At 38.5% G+C, this 18,803-nt stretch carries 17 protein-coding genes; 11 read left to right on the forward strand and 6 right to left on the reverse strand.

The window, feature by feature from the left end:
* Window positions 1–177: 177 nt before the first annotated feature.
* The 3 genes from CD001_RS11815 to CD001_RS11825 all read left to right on the forward strand — a co-directional run bounded on the left by CD001_RS11815 (window position 178) and on the right by CD001_RS11825 (window position 3,111).
* A complete protein-coding gene (locus CD001_RS11815) occupies window positions 178–654 on the forward strand; it encodes a DUF3939 domain-containing protein (protein ID WP_096187928.1) in 477 nt (158 codons plus the stop codon).
* Window positions 655–733: 79 nt separating this feature from the next.
* A complete protein-coding gene (ntdP, locus tag CD001_RS11820) occupies window positions 734–1,261 on the forward strand; it encodes a nucleoside tri-diphosphate phosphatase (RefSeq protein WP_096187929.1) in 528 nt (175 codons plus the stop codon).
* Between the two features lie 107 nt (window positions 1,262–1,368).
* Entirely contained in the window at window positions 1,369–3,111 is a 1,743-nt protein-coding gene (locus tag CD001_RS11825; protein ID WP_096187930.1) for an ABC transporter ATP-binding protein, read from the forward strand.
* Between the two features lie 186 nt (window positions 3,112–3,297).
* On the opposite strand, the gene CD001_RS11830 is transcribed toward CD001_RS11825, so the two are convergent.
* The 3 genes from CD001_RS11830 to CD001_RS11840 form a co-directional block, all read right to left on the reverse strand.
* Window positions 3,298–4,377, reverse strand: coding sequence for an FUSC family protein (locus CD001_RS11830; protein ID WP_096187931.1), 1,080 nt, complete (start codon window positions 4,375–4,377; stop codon window positions 3,298–3,300).
* A gap of 358 nt (window positions 4,378–4,735) precedes the next feature.
* Window positions 4,736–9,235, reverse strand: coding sequence for a glutamate synthase-related protein (locus tag CD001_RS11835; RefSeq protein WP_096187932.1), 4,500 nt, complete (start codon window positions 9,233–9,235; stop codon window positions 4,736–4,738).
* Between the two features lie 476 nt (window positions 9,236–9,711).
* On the reverse strand, window positions 9,712–11,004 hold the full coding sequence (locus CD001_RS11840; protein WP_096187933.1) for a glutamate-1-semialdehyde 2,1-aminomutase: 1,293 nt from the start codon (window positions 11,002–11,004) through the stop codon (window positions 9,712–9,714).
* A gap of 177 nt (window positions 11,005–11,181) precedes the next feature.
* Between CD001_RS11840 and CD001_RS11845 the strand changes: the two genes are divergently transcribed.
* From CD001_RS11845 to CD001_RS11870, 6 genes are all read left to right on the forward strand, one after another.
* Window positions 11,182–12,192: an ABC transporter ATP-binding protein gene (locus tag CD001_RS11845; RefSeq protein ID WP_096187934.1), complete on the forward strand. Its 1,011-nt coding sequence runs from the start codon at window positions 11,182–11,184 to the stop codon at window positions 12,190–12,192.
* A 1-nt stretch (window position 12,193) separates the two neighbouring features.
* Window positions 12,194–12,985, forward strand: coding sequence for an ABC transporter permease (locus tag CD001_RS11850; RefSeq protein WP_096190588.1), 792 nt, complete (start codon window positions 12,194–12,196; stop codon window positions 12,983–12,985).
* Window positions 12,986–12,989: 4 nt separating this feature from the next.
* Window positions 12,990–13,775, forward strand: coding sequence for an ABC transporter permease (locus CD001_RS11855; protein ID WP_096187935.1), 786 nt, complete (start codon window positions 12,990–12,992; stop codon window positions 13,773–13,775).
* Window positions 13,776–13,851: 76 nt separating this feature from the next.
* Window positions 13,852–14,280 (forward strand): potassium channel family protein, encoded by a 429-nt coding sequence (locus CD001_RS11860; RefSeq protein ID WP_096187936.1) that lies wholly within the window; start codon window positions 13,852–13,854, stop codon window positions 14,278–14,280.
* 66 nt (window positions 14,281–14,346) lie between these two features.
* The gene (bcp, locus tag CD001_RS11865; RefSeq protein WP_096187937.1) at window positions 14,347–14,817 is read left to right on the forward strand and encodes a thioredoxin-dependent thiol peroxidase; all 471 of its coding nucleotides are present in this window, start codon (window positions 14,347–14,349) and stop codon (window positions 14,815–14,817) included.
* Between the two features lie 127 nt (window positions 14,818–14,944).
* Window positions 14,945–15,046, forward strand: coding sequence for a YjcZ family sporulation protein (locus CD001_RS11870; protein ID WP_096187938.1), 102 nt, complete (start codon window positions 14,945–14,947; stop codon window positions 15,044–15,046).
* A gap of 352 nt (window positions 15,047–15,398) precedes the next feature.
* On the opposite strand, the gene CD001_RS11875 is transcribed toward CD001_RS11870, so the two are convergent.
* Genes CD001_RS11875 through CD001_RS11885 form a run of 3 tightly spaced genes read right to left on the reverse strand, consistent with a single transcriptional unit; the run spans window position 15,399 to window position 16,751 of the window.
* A complete protein-coding gene (locus CD001_RS11875; RefSeq protein WP_096187939.1) occupies window positions 15,399–15,704 on the reverse strand; it encodes a hypothetical protein in 306 nt (101 codons plus the stop codon).
* The gene (locus CD001_RS11880) at window positions 15,697–16,155 is read right to left on the reverse strand and encodes a hypothetical protein (RefSeq protein ID WP_096187940.1); all 459 of its coding nucleotides are present in this window, start codon (window positions 16,153–16,155) and stop codon (window positions 15,697–15,699) included. Before CD001_RS11880 ends, CD001_RS11875 begins: the two co-directional genes overlap by 8 nt.
* A gap of 35 nt (window positions 16,156–16,190) precedes the next feature.
* Entirely contained in the window at window positions 16,191–16,751 is a 561-nt protein-coding gene (locus tag CD001_RS11885; protein WP_096187941.1) for a hypothetical protein, read from the reverse strand.
* 302 nt (window positions 16,752–17,053) lie between these two features.
* Here CD001_RS11885 and CD001_RS11890 point away from each other — a divergent pair, with 302 nt between their 5' ends.
* Together CD001_RS11890 and CD001_RS11895 are read left to right on the forward strand one after the other, a co-directional pair.
* The gene (locus tag CD001_RS11890; RefSeq protein WP_096187942.1) at window positions 17,054–17,494 is read left to right on the forward strand and encodes a hypothetical protein; all 441 of its coding nucleotides are present in this window, start codon (window positions 17,054–17,056) and stop codon (window positions 17,492–17,494) included.
* A 20-nt stretch (window positions 17,495–17,514) separates the two neighbouring features.
* A complete protein-coding gene (locus tag CD001_RS11895; protein ID WP_096187943.1) occupies window positions 17,515–18,624 on the forward strand; it encodes an aminopeptidase in 1,110 nt (369 codons plus the stop codon).
* Window positions 18,625–18,803 lie beyond the last annotated feature (179 nt).

Below are 18,803 nucleotides of genomic sequence, written 5' to 3' on the forward strand. Positions count from 1 at the left end.
CGGAGAGACGAGTCTACGCAGAGATACGAAAGCTATTATTTCTAGACTTTTTGAACATCCTCTTGAAAGGAAATGATTCATTCGAAGGAAAATGTGTCCTATTTCCTTAAATGATTTAGACTTTACAAGGAGGGAACCTGAGTATCTAATGTGTCAAGAACATTGGAGGGGATGAAAGTGCTTTTCCGTAAAAAGAAAAATAGGGATCATAAAGCAAAAGCAAAAGGAGAAGAAAACGAAGTAAAAATTGTGACAGTATCAATTGATGAAGTACGTGAAGCTGTAAACAAATATGCAGCTACTCTTCAGCAAGGGGTATCTTTAAGAAGTGTGGTTCTCGATGATCATAAGCTTGATTACGATTTGCTTCATCATTATATCGGCGGAAAACCGGACAAACCATTTTACATGTCTAAAGAAACATTTGAAGTATTTGAAGAACAACACTACCCTAAGCATATAGATCAATGTCAAATTGCATGTGATCAATATTTACTTGAAAATGGAGAAGAGCCTGTCATCCCGGGGAATCCTTATCGAAAAATTAGTTATTTTAAGTTACAAAATTACTTAGTTGAAAAACCGCCATTCGATCTATATTTACACCCGCAAGACCGAATGGTTACCCATCGCGCACCAAATGATAAAAAGTGAACGGTTGGAATATGATCCTCTCCCTGTTGCTAGCTAAGTGTTGTCTTTGGAGTGTAACTTAGAAGGAAGGAGATAAGCAGTGAGTTTTCCCAAAGTAGGCAGCAATATACAAGTACACAGCTATAAACATAACGGACAGCTCCATCGAATTTGGGAAGAAACAATTATTCTTAAAGGAACTTCTCATGAAGTGATTGGCGGGAACGATCGAATCATGGTTCAAGAATCCGATGGAAGACAGTGGCGAACACGTGAACCTGCAATTTGTTATTTTACAGCTGATCATTGGTTTAATTGTATTGGTATGATTCGAAATGATGGATTATATTATTACTGCAATTTAGGTACTCCATTCACATACGATCATGAAGCAGTAAAATATATCGATTATGATCTTGATATTAAAGTGTTTCCAGATATGACGTACAAGCTTTTAGATGAAGATGAATTTGCGCTACATAAAAAACAGATGAACTATCCTGATGAAGTTGAAGTCATTCTCAGGCGCAGCGTAGATGAATTAGTGTCTTGGATAAGCCAACAAAAGGGACCCTTTGAGCCTGGTTTTATTGAATATTGGTACGAAAGATTTTTACAATATCGATAAGAGGTCTTATCAAAAGCGGCTAATGTCTAGGCCGCTTTTTTAATTTTGTTGTTCCTCTCGAAAAAATTAGAAATGGGGTAACGTAAAGAGAAAGGGGGATGAGCTGTATGGGAAGTATTAGGCGATATTTATTCTTCGTTAAGCCGTATTGGAAAGAAATTATCGGCACAGTTATGATCGGGATGCTGAAATTCGGTATTCCATTAATCATACCGTTAATTTTAAAATATGTGATCGACGATATTATTGGTGCACCAAATTTATCTTCCGATGAGAAGCTAAACAACTTGTATTGGTTAATGGGAATTGTTCTTTTTATCTTTATCGTCCTGCGACCACCAATTGAGTATTACCGTCAATATTTTGCACAATGGATTGGAAGTAAAGTACTTTATGATATACGTGATCAGCTATTTACTCATTTGCAAAAATTAAGCTTGAAATTTTATTCGAACCGAAAGTCTGGTGAAATTATTTCTCGAGTCATTCATGATGTAGAACAAACGAAAAATTTTATTATTACCGGAATGATGAATATTTGGCTAGATTTATTCACGATTGTTGTAGCTATTATTATTATGTTTACAATGGATATTTGGCTCACTTTAATCGCGATATCATTACTTCCTTTTTATGGCATAGCTATTAAATATTTCTACAGCAGGCTTCGCTTTTTAACACGTCGACGTTCGCAAGCATTAGCAGAAGTACAAAGTCATTTACATGAACGTTTACAAGGAATGAATGTTATTCGCAGTTTTGCACTTGAGGATTATGAACAAAAAGAGTTTGATAAGCAGAACAGCAACTTTTTATCAAAAGCTCTTGATCATACAAAATGGAACGCAAAAACATTTGCAGTAGTGAATACAATTACCGATCTTGCACCGGTTCTTGTAATCGGTGTGGCAGGAGTATTAGTCATTCAAACCGGATTAACAGTCGGAACGATGGTTGCATTCGTTGCTTATATGGATCGCCTTTATAATCCGTTAAGAAGGCTCGTTAATTCATCAACCACTTTAACTCAATCAGTTGCTTCAATGGATCGAGTGTTTGAGCTTGTTGATGAGAAATATGATATTACAGACGAGGATAATGCAGTCCCATACCGTTTCCCGAATGGTGAAGTCATTTTTGATCATGTCAGCTTTAAGTATACTGACGATGAGTTAATCCTAAAAGATATGAATTTTACTGTTCAAGCAGGTGAAACGATTGCGATTGTTGGAATGAGTGGTGGTGGTAAAAGTACGATTATGAGTTTGATCCCAAGGTTTTACGATGTGACGAGTGGGAGAATTTTGATTGACGGTAAGGATGTCCGGGAGTATAAAGTCCGTTCATTACGTGATCGTATTGGAATGGTGCTGCAGGATAATATTATTTTTAGCGATTCCGTCAAATTTAACATTTTAATGGGGAGACCGGATGCATCTGAAGAGGAAGTTGTTGCAGCAGCAAAGGCAGCAAATGCGCATGAATTTATTATGAACTTGCCTGAAGGATATGACACAAATATCGGAGAGCGAGGAGTAAAACTCTCGGGAGGACAAAAGCAAAGGGTTGCTATTGCTCGTGTCTTCTTAAAAAGTCCGGAAATTCTTATTTTTGATGAAGCGACGAGTTCATTGGATTTAGAAAGTGAACATTTAATTCAACAGTCTCTATTTAAGCTTGCTGAGAATCGTACAACTTTCATTGTCGCTCATAGGCTTTCAACGGTCACACATGCTGATCGTATTGTTGTCATTGATCACGGAGAGTTAGTAGAGATCGGTTCACATGAAGAATTGATGCAAAGAGAAGGAGCGTATCACCGACTCTTTCAAGTACAGCAGTTAACATAAAAAGCAGAGGCATTTCGCCTCTGCTTTTTATGGATGTTCAAAAATTCCGGGAAAAAAGCTTTCGTATCTCAGTGTTGACTCGTTTCTCTGTAATTCACGTATTTACTACCTTACGCTCTGCTACTCAAAACTTCATCACCTTGATCTACTCGCCTCTTTTTATCCTCCTTTTTGAAATACGCACTTTTAATATTCTTTTTCACTAATGTCTATTTCATTTTTATCTTGATGGAAAGTGTAGAACCCATCGACTAACCGGTCAAGGTGTTCGAGCTCTTCACTATATTCGATAATCAGTGCAATCACTGGAAAGAAGTGAATCCATTCACTTTGTTCAAGCGTAGGGTCGTTATAAAATTGCATAAAACACTCCGTCAATTCTTTTTTTCCGACGGCGATTTCTTCATAAAGCTCATCGGTCGTTTGGGGCTTGACCTTACCTGCATACTTAAGCAAGATCCGATCGTGATAATTAGTCAAATAATCTAATTGTGTTTGAATAGTATTTTCCATTTCTTCTGGAAGCTGGTTTAATACATTTTCATGTTTGCTCAAACTTTTTAGTACGACTTTAGCATTTTTTGTACATTGAATCATTTGACGGAAGAGAACCACTTTTCTCATACGGGCGTACTCATTTTTTTGAAAGAGGTTTCGCTCTTCTTTATAGAGAGAAAATAAGTTATCAATTTTTAACATCGTTTCACGCATTGTATCTGTATCTTTTCGTAATGTTTGATAGTCTGCTTCATGGCGTGTTAATAACCGAATCCATTGAAGAACTTGCTCATTTGTATTTGTAATTTTATGATAGAGAAGATTTTCATGCTTTGGCGGAAGAAAAATCATGTTTACGACAAATGCAGAGACAACTCCGATCATAATTAATAAAAAGCGATTCAATGCAAAAGGAATAAAGTCTTCAGCAGGGTTACCCATTATAATAACGGCCGTAACGACAGCTAAAGGGATGATCGCTTCTTTGTTTAATTTCAAATGAATCGCGATGACGAGTAGAACGACGACTCCGACAACGAATGGTTCATGACCAAATGCAAGGACAAAGATGATCGCTAATCCAGCACTGATCACATTCGCTTGAACTTGATCCCAAATTAGCGTAATACTTTTATGGACAGATGGCTGGACTGCAAAAAAAGCAGCAAGACCGGCGAATGCTGGTTTGTCAAATCCTAACCATATCGCAGCATACAAAGCTAATGTAACGGCTAATCCTGTTTTGAAAATACGGGCTCCAAGCCTCATGATGTTTATTAATCCTTCCCTTTCTAAATTCCATATATTAGACGAGTCATATTATGCTTCATTTCAATCATTTATGCTTCTAATATTTTTTGTTCATCACTACATATCTACTCATAGCATATAAAAACAGTTTATTTATTCAAAATTTCTGTTTTGTTGAAGAAAATGATGAAGCTGGCTCATTCCTCGTACTATACACCTGTTTTGACAATCTTTCAATAGGTTATGATAACAATAATACGGAGCTCCTATAGTAAGAGGATGAGAATCGTAAATGGATCTGTAAGAATCGCATAGAAAAGGGGAATCAAAAAAGCCTGCTCCATCATAGAAGGAGCAGGCTGACATACAAAATACTTTATTCTGTTGATACGGCTGGGTCTGCTTGCTGTTTGACCGGAACAACTTGTAAGAAATGTTTTTCAGGATCTTTTAATAAGTTGTCAATATAGCCAGCTTCATCAAGTTGCTTTTGCGCAATTAATTCCTCATGATATTTTGTCAGAAGTTCAGTAACATCCGAAATTCCCGTTTCGCTCAACGGTTCGATCGACACTTTCGCTCCCTTTGCAATTCTTGCTTGTAAAGCTTGCTCATCTAAGCCCATTTCTGGATCGTGTCTTAAATAAATGACACCACCAGTCATACCAGCACAGATCCATGGACCAGGGTCACCTAAGACGAGACCACGCCCATTTGTCATATATTCGAAGGCAAATCCTTTTAAGTTTGCATGGATGCCCATGCCATATCTTCGTCCTTTTGTTATCCGGCGTTTAAGCTTGCCGCCAAATATCATATCAGCACCAGATAAACGAATTCCCGCACGAGAGTCAGCATCACCTTGAATCATAAAGAGTCCTTGCTGAGCTCCATAGCCAGCTCCTTTTCCTACAGAACCATTAACAAATTCTCCGTGGTGCCCTTTAGATTTAAAGATTTTAAAGCTTCCTCCAAATGACGTTTTTCCAACACCATCTTGAGCTCCTCCACTAATACGGATGTTAACACCATCACTGTTATAAGCGCCAAGCCCGTTCCCGAGAATTGAACCTTGTGTAAAGTTCAAATCGATGGCAGGGAGGTCACGATATGATCCATCAAGCTTTCCTCGGACACGGTGACAAGAAACTCGACTCCCTAGTACACGCTGTTCAGCAGTGACAGCCTCATAAGAACGAGAAGCCGTTAATTCTTCAACGTTGCCATCTAAATACTCTGCTCCGACAGCAACTGCTAATTGATGTTCTTCTTCAACTTCATGGAGCGGTTCGAATGCTGCAACATCTTGTTCAGGTAATGTAGAGAGCAAATCACCTAAATCCATTTGATCGTGACCGTTTACTTGTTCTAGCAAATCAGAACGACCAACTAGGTCTTGAGTTCGTTTGAATCCTAACGAAGCTGTTAATGCTTGAAGTTCACTCCCAAACGCACTAAACAAGTTCTTTAACCCTTCTACTGCTAAGTCATATTGTCTAGGTACAAAGCGTCGTAATCCATGCTCTTTCGCTTGTGCTTCCGATTCAATTTGTGTAGCTATACCGACGTGGCATGTGTCTAAGTGACAGCCTCGACATGCCGTACAACCGACAGCAATCATTGATAATGTCCCAAATCCAATACGATTGGCACCTAATAACATGAGTTTCATCGCATCTGCTGCACTTTTCACACCACCATCAGCCCAAATTTCTACTTTATGGCGCAATCCGGCTTCTAATAATGCGAAATGAGCTGCTTTTACGCCAATTTCAGCTGGGAGACCGACGTGCTGTAAAGCATGAACTCTTGCAGCCCCTGTTCCGCCATCAAAGCCACTAAGTGTAATATAATCTGCACCAGCTTTAGCGATCCCAACAGCAATCGTTCCGATATTTGGAACAATAGGTACTTTGACAGCTACTTTAGCTTGATCGTTTGCAGTTTTAATTTCTGTAATCATTTGTGCCAAGTCTTCAATTGAATAAATATCATGATTATTGGACGGAGAGATCAAGTCAGAGCCAGTTGTTGCATTACGTGCTGCCGCAACTTTTTCTGTTACTTTTGATCCTGGTAAATGTCCGCCTTCACCTGGTTTTGCACCTTGGCCAATTTTTATTTCTAATAAATTAGATGAATTTAACAGCTCAACGTTCACTCCGAACCGGCCAGAAGCAATTTGCTGTCCGCGTGTATTAGGATATTTGCCGAGCATATCTTTAATTTCTCCGCCTTCTCCATTAAAGCTGATCATATTTAATTGATCAGCAGCCTCAGCGTATGCTCTGAAGGCAACCTCGTTTTGAGAGCCGAAAGACATCGAACTAATCATAAACGGCAAGTCATGGTTTTTAACACCAACATCAACGTCGTCTTTGTTAACGTTTGACTCCACTTGTTTTAACGCAGTCAAATGACGGATATTAATCGGATTCTTTGCTTCTTGTTCATCTAATTTCTCACGGTATGCATCATAGCCAGCCTTTCCAGAAGCAAGGTCGCCTAACGACTTCCAAAGCCTTGGGAAAATATGAAATGATTTTCCTGGACGGGCTTTTTCATTTTCAAAGTCTTCTTTTCGTTTTAAGCTCTCTTCTTCCATTTTTGCGAAGTTGTAACCGAGCTCTGTTCCACCTAAAAAGTTGACGATGTTTAAACGATCAGCAATTTCTTCGTTTAACCCGATCGAAGAAAAGAGTCTGCCATATCCGCGCAGTTCATGAATCCCGATCGTTGAAATAATTTTTTCTAATCCTTTATTTAGAGCACTGAACAGTTTTGTTGCAGGTTCGGAATCTTCATCGACAACAGTAGCAAACATAATATATGGGTGGATAATGTCTGCACCTAACCCGAATGCCACAGCGATATCATGTAACGAACGAATACTTCCGGAGCGGAGAACAATTGAACCTAAACGACGTTTTTCTTTAGATGTCAATTCTTGATCTAGAGCTGACACTGCTAAGTGCGGATCGATCCAATAATTGTCATCCTCATGAGTACCATGATCATCGAGAACGAGTAATGTTTTTTCATTGTCAAGAGCAGATACGGCCTCATCGACTAAACGTTGTAAAGCTTCTTCAACGCTTTCGTGTTCGAGACGAACCATTTTCAACGTATGCGCTTCATTCGTTTCCTCGTAGCGTTGCAGCAACCCCTCATACGATAATTGGCCAAACTTGGATTCGATTGCTTTACCAGACATCGCCTCAGCAACGATTGGCGAATCAAGCTGTAGAATCGTTTTTAACGATTTTCTGTCAAATAGCTCTGGTCGTTGCCCGATAATGACACGTGTAGAGAAGTGTTCCATTTCCCGGTCACGGTCAATTGCAGGGTTTGTGACAACTGCAACACTTTCTTTAATAAAATCAGCAATATTTTGTCTTCCTGGATGAATGGCTGCTAAAGGAGAATCATGACCTAAAGAACGAATCGGTTCAGCTCCTTTATCTGCCATTTGTTCGATAAGCTGAATGTGCTCGCGATCCCATCCATTTGCAGAATAGACGGAAGGAGTCACATTTAGCTGGAATTGAATCGTATTTACAGGGCTTGATACATCCGTATTTAACCTTTTATGTGCTCCGTCGATCGGCAGCTTTCCAGCCATTCGTTTGTGTACTTCTTCTTGTAATTCATCGTGCCAATAAACGTCGATGACACCGTCTTCGTTTCTTGATAGTCCAACTTTTTCGCCAGGTGCAAACGGCTTAGGCTCAGATAAGTAGATGTCAGATGTAAAAATTCCTTGTTCAGATGAGAAGACATAACTCGTTTCAGTTTCTAACATCCAGACCGGACGCAACCCGAGAGAATCAACACTAAAGACAGCTTCATTTCCGATTCGTGAAATAATTCCAGCTGGTCCTTGAGCAAAATGTCCCCATGCCTCACGTATATAAGTAAATAAATCTTGAAGATGTTCTGGATAATGCTTCATTTCATTTACGATCGGAGGGAAGAGAACTTCCATCGATTCGAACAATGATAACTCATGACGGGAGACAAACGTGTCAATAACCCGGTTTAAATCTTGTGAATCACTTCCGCCATCAACTAAGGGGACACCGAGCATGCTTGCTTCATCGCGCAGCTTGGCAATCGTATTAATTTCACCGTTATGTCCGATGACACTGAACGGCTGTACACGGAAAAAATTCGATAATGTATTTGTAGAATAACGGTTGTGACCTAGAGTAGTCGTTGATGCTACTTTCTCATTAGATAAGTCATTATAATAGTTCGGCAGAACATCACCGCCGCCCATGACTTTGTAAACGGCATGCTCATGGCTTAGAGAAGCGACATGAACAGCAGGGTTCTTTTCAAACGTAATCGTCAATTCAAAAAGAAGTGCTCGTAAAGATGTCATCGACATTTCTTTGTCGCCAACTAACGCCACTTGCCAAAAAGTAGGCTCGTGTTTTTTAGCAATTGGCCCTAGTGCTTCTCGATTTGTTTCGGTTTCACTTTCAAAAATCAACTTCAGGCCAGCTTCTTCAAAAGACTTTTTCATTTCATCTTTTGAATGTTCCACATCAGTCCCTTGTTCGATAAAAATGTGCCCAACAATAAACGTGTTTTCATCTGTTAAAGAAGGGTTGCTGTCAGATTGACGAAGTTTTTCTTTCCAAAGCTCTACTGGGATGTCGATATGAATTCCTACACCATCCCCTTCATCATTAATAAACCCAGCTCGGTGGTTCATTTTAATAAGTGCTTCAATTGTATTGTCTATATTTGTTTTTGTAGGATTATCTTCTTTTTCAATAAATGCAACGATTCCACAACTATCGTGTTCTTCTTTCAATGCACCTTGAAAACTTCCAATCAGCTTATTACGATTTGTTAATAATTTGGTCACGCTGACCTTCACCTCCTATAAATAGTTAAACAGGTTGTTAAAAACGTTTCGAACAAGTGACTTTCGATGTTTCGCGTCATCTCGGCTTTTTGCTGTATTCTTGTTTCGACTCTATCTCTTCTCTACTAGATCTCGTGCGAGCATGAATAAATCAAATCGGAGTAGCTCGATGTTGATGATGCTCTTTGTCCGCTTTTTTAACATTCACTTATAAGGGATTTGTGTTAGAAAACTTAACACATATTGACGCAGCAACCCTCACTTCACAGAATTATCAGAATTATGATTACTTTACCATCTATTAATAGAGAAATCAATTATTTATACATTGAAACGGATATAATATACAAAATCAACCTGTCCGAAAATGCGAGTTCATACTTTACGACACCTTAATGTAAACGTTTTCAAAAAAGTTTCGAAAAAAATAAAGAGCGAATGGGTAGATTCGCTCTTGTATAAAAACGTATATTTATTCAAAAAATCCAATTGGAAAAAATATCATCTACAGCATGGAGCGTCGTTTCAATATCTTCTTTTGTATGTTCGGTCGTTAAAAACCAAGCTTCATATTTAGAAGGAGCGAGATTGATCCCACGCTGAAGCATTTCATTAAAGAAATAAGCGAATTTTTCACCGTTGCTATTTTCAGCGTCTGCATAATTACTTACTTTCTCGACATCAAAGTAGACAGTGAGTGCTCCTTTAAGACGGTTAACAGTAACTGGTATACGATGTTTTTCAGCTGATGTGATGATTCCCTCCTCGAGCAACTTTCCGAGTTCATCTAGTTTTTCATATACACCGGGGTCGTTTAATACTTCCAAACAGGCGATTCCTGCCCGAATTGATGCAGGATTACCTGCCATCGTCCCAGCTTGATAAGCCGGACCGAGCGGAGCGACTTGTTCCATAATTTCCTGTTTTCCTCCGTAGGCTCCAATTGGTAATCCGCCTCCAATTATTTTTCCAAGGGCAGTCATGTCTGGTTCAACATTAAGCAAGTTTTGGGCTCCGCCATACATGAAACGGAACGCCGTAATAACTTCATCATAGATGACAAGTGCACCTGCTTCGTGAGCAAGCTCATTAACCGATTCTAAAAATCCTGGCTCAGGTTCAACAATCCCGAAGTTTCCGACGATCGGCTCGACAAGTACGCCAGCAATGTCATTTCCCCAATGATGAAGGGCTTCTTTAAAGCTTTCAATATCATTGAACGGTACCGTAATCACTTCTTTTGCAATACTTTTCGTTACGCCAGCAGAATCAGGGTTCCCAAGTGTAGAAGGGCCTGAGCCTGCAGCAACGAGGACGAGATCGGAGTGTCCGTGATAACATCCGGCAAATTTAATAATTTTATCTTTACCCGTATAAGCGCGGGCAACTCGAATTGTCGTCATGACAGCTTCAGTACCTGAATTGACAAAACGTACTTTTTCCATAGATGGAATGGCTTCTCGAAGCATAGTTGCAAACTGATTTTCATATATAGTCGGTGTACCGTACAACACACCGTCTTCAGCCGCAGCTTGAATTGCTTTTGTTATGTGAGGGTGAGCGTGCCCAGTAATAATAGGTCCGTAAGCAGCTAAGTAGTCTAAGTATTTATTATCATCTACATCCCAAAAATAAGCTCCTTTTGCTTTTTTCATAAAAATCGGCTGTCCGCCTCCTACAGCTTTAAACGAGCGGGATGGGCTGTTTACTCCGCCTAAGATGACGTCTTGAGCTTCTTTATATAACTTTTTTGATTGTTCGTGGTTCATTTTTTGCCTCCTTCAAACTTCGTCATACGATTGAACATGACTATTGTATCACGTTTTCGCTCATACTCATTGTTCCGAAGGTTCTCCAATCTGTCAACATGAAAAGCTTGCTTCTTGAATCTAAATGAGGCATTCGTTACACTAATAAAGTTGTAAAAGTGAGAGGAGGATACTTTAATGAATATCATTGAAGTTCATCAACTTAGAAAGGAATTTAAGTCGTATTCAAGCCGACAAGGTTTAACAGGCGCCTTTCGTGACTTGTTTACGAGAAACTATAAAATATTACGTGCCGTGAACGATATTTCTTTACAAGTGAAACAAGGTGAGATGGTCGGCTATATTGGTGAAAATGGAGCAGGGAAGTCAACGACGATTAAAATGTTGACAGGCATTTTAACCCCTACATCCGGTGAAGTTGTCGTAAACGGAATGAATCCACATAAAGAAAGGGAAAAATTTGTTCAGACAATCGGTGTCGTATTTGGACAACGTTCCCAGTTATGGTGGGACATTGCTGTTCAAGAATCGTTTAAACTGCTGAAAAAAGTATACAAAGTGTCAGATGAAGATTACGAGACTCATATGAAAGAAGTTATTGAAACGTTAGAAATTGAACCTTTACTAGATAAGCCGGTTCGAAAACTGTCTTTAGGACAACGTATGCGTTGTGAGCTTGCTGCAGCACTTATCCACAATCCGCCACTGCTTTTTCTTGATGAACCGACGATCGGTTTGGACGTTCTTGTGAAAATGAAAATTCGTAGATTCTTAATGGAAATTAATAGAAAGTATAAAACGACGATCTTATTAACGACACATGATTTGGCAGATATTGAAGCATTATGTGACCGTGTCGTTTTGTTAGATGATGGAAAAATCATTTATGATGGGAAACTTGAACAATTGCAAAAAAATTGGGTTGAAGGAAAGCAAGTTCATTTTGAATTCCATGAAGAAGCTTCTCTTCCATCATTAGAAGCATTAACGAGTCATTTTGATGTGAAATGGCGTAAAGGTGAACGTTCGAATCAGTGGATTGTAACAGTTGATGGTGATGATGATGCGGTATCAAAAGTGATGAGTGAAGTTATGGCTGTTCATCCGATTGCGGATGTGAAATTAAATCAAGTATCTACTGAAGAGATTATCCGAAATATTTATGAAGAAGGCGTCATCCATGGTTAATATGAGTATGTATATCGAAATGATCCGCATCCGCTTTCTCATGATGCTCGCATATCGAACGAACTATTACAGTGGAATTTTAATTTATTCGATTAATATTGGTGCTTATTATTTTTTATGGCAGGCGATTTACGGTGCACAAGAATCGATTCAAGACTTAAGTGTCACGCAAATGACAACGTACGTTGCGATTGCCTGGATGGCACGAGCTTTTTACTTTAATAATATTGATCGTGAAATTGCCCAAGAGATACAAGAAGGCAAAGTCGCAGTAGAGATGATCCGACCTTATAACTACTTAGCAATGAAGACGATGCAAGGACTTGGTGAGGGTCTGTTTAGACTGCTGTTTTTCTCTGTCCCAGGTATGGCGTTAATTTGGCTCGTATTCCCGATCGATTTTTCGAATTCATTAACGATTTGGCTCTTATTTTTCGTCTCGATTATTTTCAGCTTTATCGTGAATACGCAAATTAATTTAATAACGGGGATTTTAACGTTTTTCTTAATGTACAATACAGGACTTATCCGTGCAAAACGCGTCGTGATTGATTTATTTTCAGGATTATTGCTTCCCATATCGTTTTATCCGTTATGGGCTCAAGAGATTATGGGATTCTTACCGTTTCAAGCGATTAGCTATATCCCATCGATGATTTTTACAGAAGGGTTTACCGGGGCTGAAGTGTATTCAGCGCTTGGGATTCAGTTGTTCTGGTCATTATTTTTGTTCATACCGATACAAGTTATGTGGATAATAGCAAGGCGACAGTTAGTCGTACAAGGAGGGTAGGTCATTGTTTTATTTATCGATCTTTTTTCAATATGCATCACAATATATGAAAACGAGGATGAGCTATCGTGCTGATTTAGTCGTTGAGCTTTTTTCAGATTTGCTCTTTCAAGCTGTAAACCTCATCTTTATTCTCGTTGTCTTCGGCCATACGACCCTTCTCAGCGGTTGGAGCAGGGAAGAGATCATCTTTATTTACGGATTTTTCCTCGTTCCATATGCGATTTTCTCGTCGTTTTTTAATATTTGGGATTTTAATGAACGTTATATCGTGAAAGGTGAAATGGACAGAGTGCTGACGCGACCGATTCATAGTCTTTTTCAAATTATTATTGAACGAATGGAGCTTGAGTCGATGTTTGGTGTCATTACTGGAGTTGCGATCATGTTTTATGCAGGATCACAGCTTGGCCTGACACTTGATTGGTATGATCCATTTGCGTTTCTGTTAATGGTGATCGGCGGTTCTCTTATTTATGCTGGAATATTTATTATTTTAGCAAGCATCAGCTTTTGGTCAGATAGTAAAACCGATATTATGCCGATGATGTACAATATCGGAAACTACGGGCGTTATCCCGTTGATATTTATAATCAAGTTATTCGTTACGTATTAACTTGGATTTTACCGTTTGCGTTTGTTGGTGTTTATCCTTCAGCATTCTTCCTCGGCCGTTCAGAGTGGTATGGGTATGCGTTTTTCACTCCAGTTATGGGTGTGATCTTTTTAGGAATTGCGATTATATTATGGAATGCAGGAGTTAAAAGATACCGCGGTGCAGGAAATTAAATGATCATAATCTAAACTTGAGGTTCCTTGTCCTAAAAGTCTCCAGTTATTCATAAGATAAATGGAGGTGGTAGTGATGAGGACCCTCCTTTTTTTGTTCATTATTGCGATGGCGGTTGGCGGTATTATTATGAGTTTAATGCTTTTATTAAAAAACCAGCCAGAGTATAGGAGAAGAGTATCTTTAAAAAATTTCATTGTTTTAATCGTAACATATGCAACTGTTATGGCCGGTTTTGGTGTCATCTATTTAGCACTTGAACTGTTAGGAATGCCGGTTTTAGCAGAAGGGAAAAGGCTGGAATATGAATCGTTTTTGCATCTAGTTGAAGATGTCCTTTATTTTAGTGCTGTTACGCTGCTAACAGTTGGTTATGGGGATATTATTCCTCAAGGACTCGGTCGCTGGGTCGCGATGGTTCAAGCACTTATCGGCTATTTACTTCCGGCGGCTTTCGTTGTTACGACAGTGATTCATTACGATCAAAGGGCAGAACGTTTGTAGCTTTTAGTTAGATTGGTTATCCTTATAATGTATATGAATACATACGTTTTAAGGAGGAACTAAAAAATGACTGTAGAAGTTGGACAATTAGTACCAGATATCGCTTTAAAAGCAAATGGTGGAAACGAAGTTCGTTTATCTGATTATCGCGGGAAATATATCGTTTTATATTTTTACCCGAAAGATATGACACCTGGGTGTACAACAGAGGCGTGTGATTTCCGTGATCATCACGAGAGCTTTAAAGATGTCGATGCGGTAATAGTAGGCGTCAGCCCAGACCCGGTTGATCGACATGAGAAATTTATTAATAAACACGACTTGCCATTTGAGCTATTAGCGGATGAAGAGCATAAATTAGCGGAAGAGTTCGGGGTATGGAAGTTAAAGAAGAACTTCGGAAAGGAATACATGGGGATCGAACGATCAACATTTATTATTGATAAAGAAGGAAAGCTGTTGAAAGAATGGCGTAAAGTACGTGTGAAGGGGCATGTAGAAGAAGCGCTGGAGTATTTAAGAGAAGAAACAAAATAACATTCTTATTCAATCAGCTAAAATTGGACGATAATACTATTTTTATTACAGTATGTCTTTTGCCCTTTCGTTTTTCCTCCTTTAGCCATAGTTTATAGTGTACCTTAAAGTAAAGGAGGAGTAACGTATGTCTGATTGTCATAGAGTTGCACCAGTTTCATTTTTTCCACTAATTGTTGTGTTGTTTATTCTGTTAGTTATTGTAGGCTGTGCATGTGCAACTTGGTAGTTAACAGTTAATAAGGAAAGAACCTGTCCAAACCGGATAGGTTCTTTTTAACTTTTTTCTAACAAGCTCTTATTTGTGAGTACGATTAATTACTAAAGTGTAGTAGTCGGGCGGCCTCTTTTTAAAGTAGTTATTATGCATTAGAATTTGAACATGCCATCGTCGAATGCTTTCTTCTGGTATTTTATTTAGAATAATTCTAGTTAGCGGATAAATCGATTTTTTTACAGGATAAAAGCAAATTTTCGCAGATTAACCGAGATTTTTACAGGATAAACAGGAATTTTTACAAGTTAAATTGATATTTTCGCGCATAAATGATCCATAAATCAACGAGCAAGCTGCTAACAATTTATTGGTTAGTCTCGTCTTCTAAGTATTCAAATAGTTCATCTTCATTTGTTGTTTCAAGAGCGATACCTTCGTGATCTAACAATAAATAGGTGGGATATTCTTCAGTCTCAAATAAACTTTCGGTATGATACTCAGGTGTCATAATATCAAAATAAAGTAGTGAGTGAAACTCTCGTCCTAATTCATTTTGCAGTTCATTAAATTCATCCCATGTTTCTTGATTGTCTGTTTCAAAAAAAGCGACGAGTCGATAGTCATCCGGGTTTACAGGCGTATGAAAAAGAAGATAGTCATTTTTATTCACTGGTGATAGTTGAATCTCTTCTGCTGTATAAATTGGAATTAAGTTTGGGTTGTAGACGATATATTCCTCTCTCTATGCGTGTTGCTTCGAAATCTTCTTGCACTTTGACTGAGGCTCTCCCTCCTCGAAATGTTATGTGATGAAGGTCCTCACTATTTTGATCAATTTCTTCCCCTGTCCCACTGTTGTATACTTTCGTTTCATCTGATATTAAGATCCGATAGGCTTCAGATGCATAATCATCAGGTACACGGTCATTGTAAATGGATTTTATATAGTTTCCGAATAAGTTATCCTCTACAAAAACAACAGCTTGGCCAGTTCCTGAGTGGCCATGTTGATAATAATATAATGTCACCCCTTCAATATCCCAATCATCCTCTCCAGTAGTTTCAGTACTTGAACAGCTGCTTAAAAGATAAAGTAACATGACCATGAATAAATATTTCACTTTGACCCTCCTAGTAAGCTTCATCGTATGGTTCATCATTGTGATCCGTTTTCTTCATATTGAATACTTAATTTTTTATATACCGTTGAAATTAGAATGACTAACGTATAGATGATGGTGACCGTATAAATATTGATGAAAAATGTATTCGTATATTGGTTCCACCAGCCAATGCGGTAAATCTTTGAATCGACTGCAGATGGAGTTCCTCCAAGAGCGTCTAGTACATTCATCACATGGTAAATGTGGAGGACAAGTGCTATCACGATCACTGAAAAACTAACCATCAATACATTTCGTAATGAAAAGTGAAAGCGTCTATACCATTCAGTAGCAGTCATGTAACAAAGTAATGAAAAGAATATCGCGAAAGGAAATATTAAGAACAAGGCTGTATTTCCATTTCCAGAAACAACGTCAGGCGGAGTCGTGACAATGTAAATACCGGTGAGTATTAGCGTATTTACAATCATTAACGTTATCAGTGTTGCTTTTATGGCTTTGCTGCTCCATTTTCTTTTACGATAATGTGTCATTGGGGGCGAAAACCAAATCGTAAATCCTATAAAAAGGGTAAAAAGAGCAATGGCTATCATCCATAGATCTCCTTTCATGAACAAACTTACTAAAAATTGTAACATAAACAAAATTTTTCTTGTCGTTAAAGAGGTCCAAAACAATCTATTTGTACTCGCACGTCTTTATGGCGGAAGCGTTAGTTGCAGTTATCTGATCATCCGTAGGTTTTATATATGCTGGTAATACGGATAAATAATAGACCTCGTCTAATTTCAAATGATTTATGGAAAAATTAAGACAATTTCATCCATCATTATACAAGTATTTGATACAATGATAAATAGGACTGAAACAATGAACAAGAAGCGGAGTGACGGATGTGAAGCAAATCATGCCATTTGTCGTCATTGGTCTCATTGTCGGAGGGGCGATGTTCTTTTTAAATGATAGCTATAAAGAAGAATTTGATCCGGGCTGGAGCCAGGAACAGGACGGTTATGAATGGAATATGACGGTCTTTCTTGAAGATGTCCATCGTGATGTGCCTGAAATAGGGGTGAGGCTTGAAAGACATAGAGAGGATGTAGATATAGAGGCGATTGAATTTTTCTTTGAAACAGGATATGGCGGATTTTATTATCAAGACCTCGATGTTAATCAACAGGATGGTGTTTTTACATATACAGAAGACTGTGACTTTTGTCAGGAAGCTGACATGAATTCGATTCCTGGTACAATTATGATTAACTGGAAAGAATCAGGCCTTTTAAAAACCGAACATTTCAGCATTGAAATCATCGTTGAAGACGAAGCAATTTAATTAGAAAAGGAATGAAGAATATGGGAGATAATCGAATTAAAAAGCTAGCGAGTACATTGCTCGACCATTCTTTAAAATTAAAAGAAGGCGACAAGGTACTTATTAAAGGACATTCATCGACGAAGGAGCTAATGATAGAATTAATTGATCAAATATACGAGCGAAGCGGCTATGTTTATACACAACTTCTAGATGATGAAATTAATAAGCATCTGTTGATAGGAGCTAAAAAAGAGCAAACTAAACTGCAAGCAAAGTGGACAATGCAGCAATATAAAGATATCGATTGTGTCATCGCCATTATTGCCGAAGAAAATGATGCAGAGTTAGCTGAAGTACCACCAGAAGTTTTTCAAATGCGTGGTGAAATTCTCAAACCAGTAAATGAATTTTACATCAATCAGCGAAGATGGGTGTTATTAAATTATCCAACTCCTGGGCTGGCACAAAAGGCAGGAATGTCGACTAAGAAATTTACGGACTTTTTATTTGAAGTTTGTACAGCAGATTATAAAAAAATGGAAGCAGCCTTTCAGCCATTAAAGGAGCTGATGGAAAAGACGGATCAAGTACACATTAAAGGACCGAGAACAGATTTAACGTTCTCAATCAGAGGGATCCCAGTAGTCCCGTGTGCAGGAGAGGCGAATATTCCTGATGGAGAAATCTATACGGCTCCAGTAAAAGAGAGTGTTAATGGTACGATTACGTATAATACTCCTTGTCCTTACAGAGGAGTTACATTTAATCAAGTAGCTTTAACGTTTAAAAACGGAAAGATAATCAAGGCAGTAGCAGATAAAGAAAAAGAGATTAATGATATTTTTAATACAGATGAAGGGGCGAGATATGTTGGCGAGTTTGCTATCGGTGTCAACCCATACATCACTCAACCGATGGGGGACATCTTATTTGATGAAAAAATTGCAGGCAGTCTTCATTTCACACCAGGTGAAGCTTATGAAGATGCTGATAACGGTAATAAATCATCGATCCATTGGGATATGGTTCTTATTCAAAGAGAAGAGTTTGGTGGAGGCGAGATCTACTTTGATGATGTCCTCATACGAAAGGATGGAATTTTCGTATTACCAGAGTTAGAGGGGCTTAACCCAGATAATCTGAAATAGAAACATTCATTGAAAGATGGACAGATGTCCAACCAATATGATGACATATGCATATAAATAAACAGACTGGTGACAGTTAATCCCTCTTTAATATAAAGCACTCTCTTTTTGAGGCGAGATATGTTCTCGCCTTTTTTTCGTGGACTGCACTATATATGGAACCCGGGATTTGTTTCAGA

The organism is Evansella halocellulosilytica (assembly GCF_002335745.1).
Taxonomy (GTDB): domain Bacteria; phylum Bacillota; class Bacilli; order Bacillales; family Salisediminibacteriaceae; genus Bacillus_CA; species Bacillus_CA halocellulosilytica.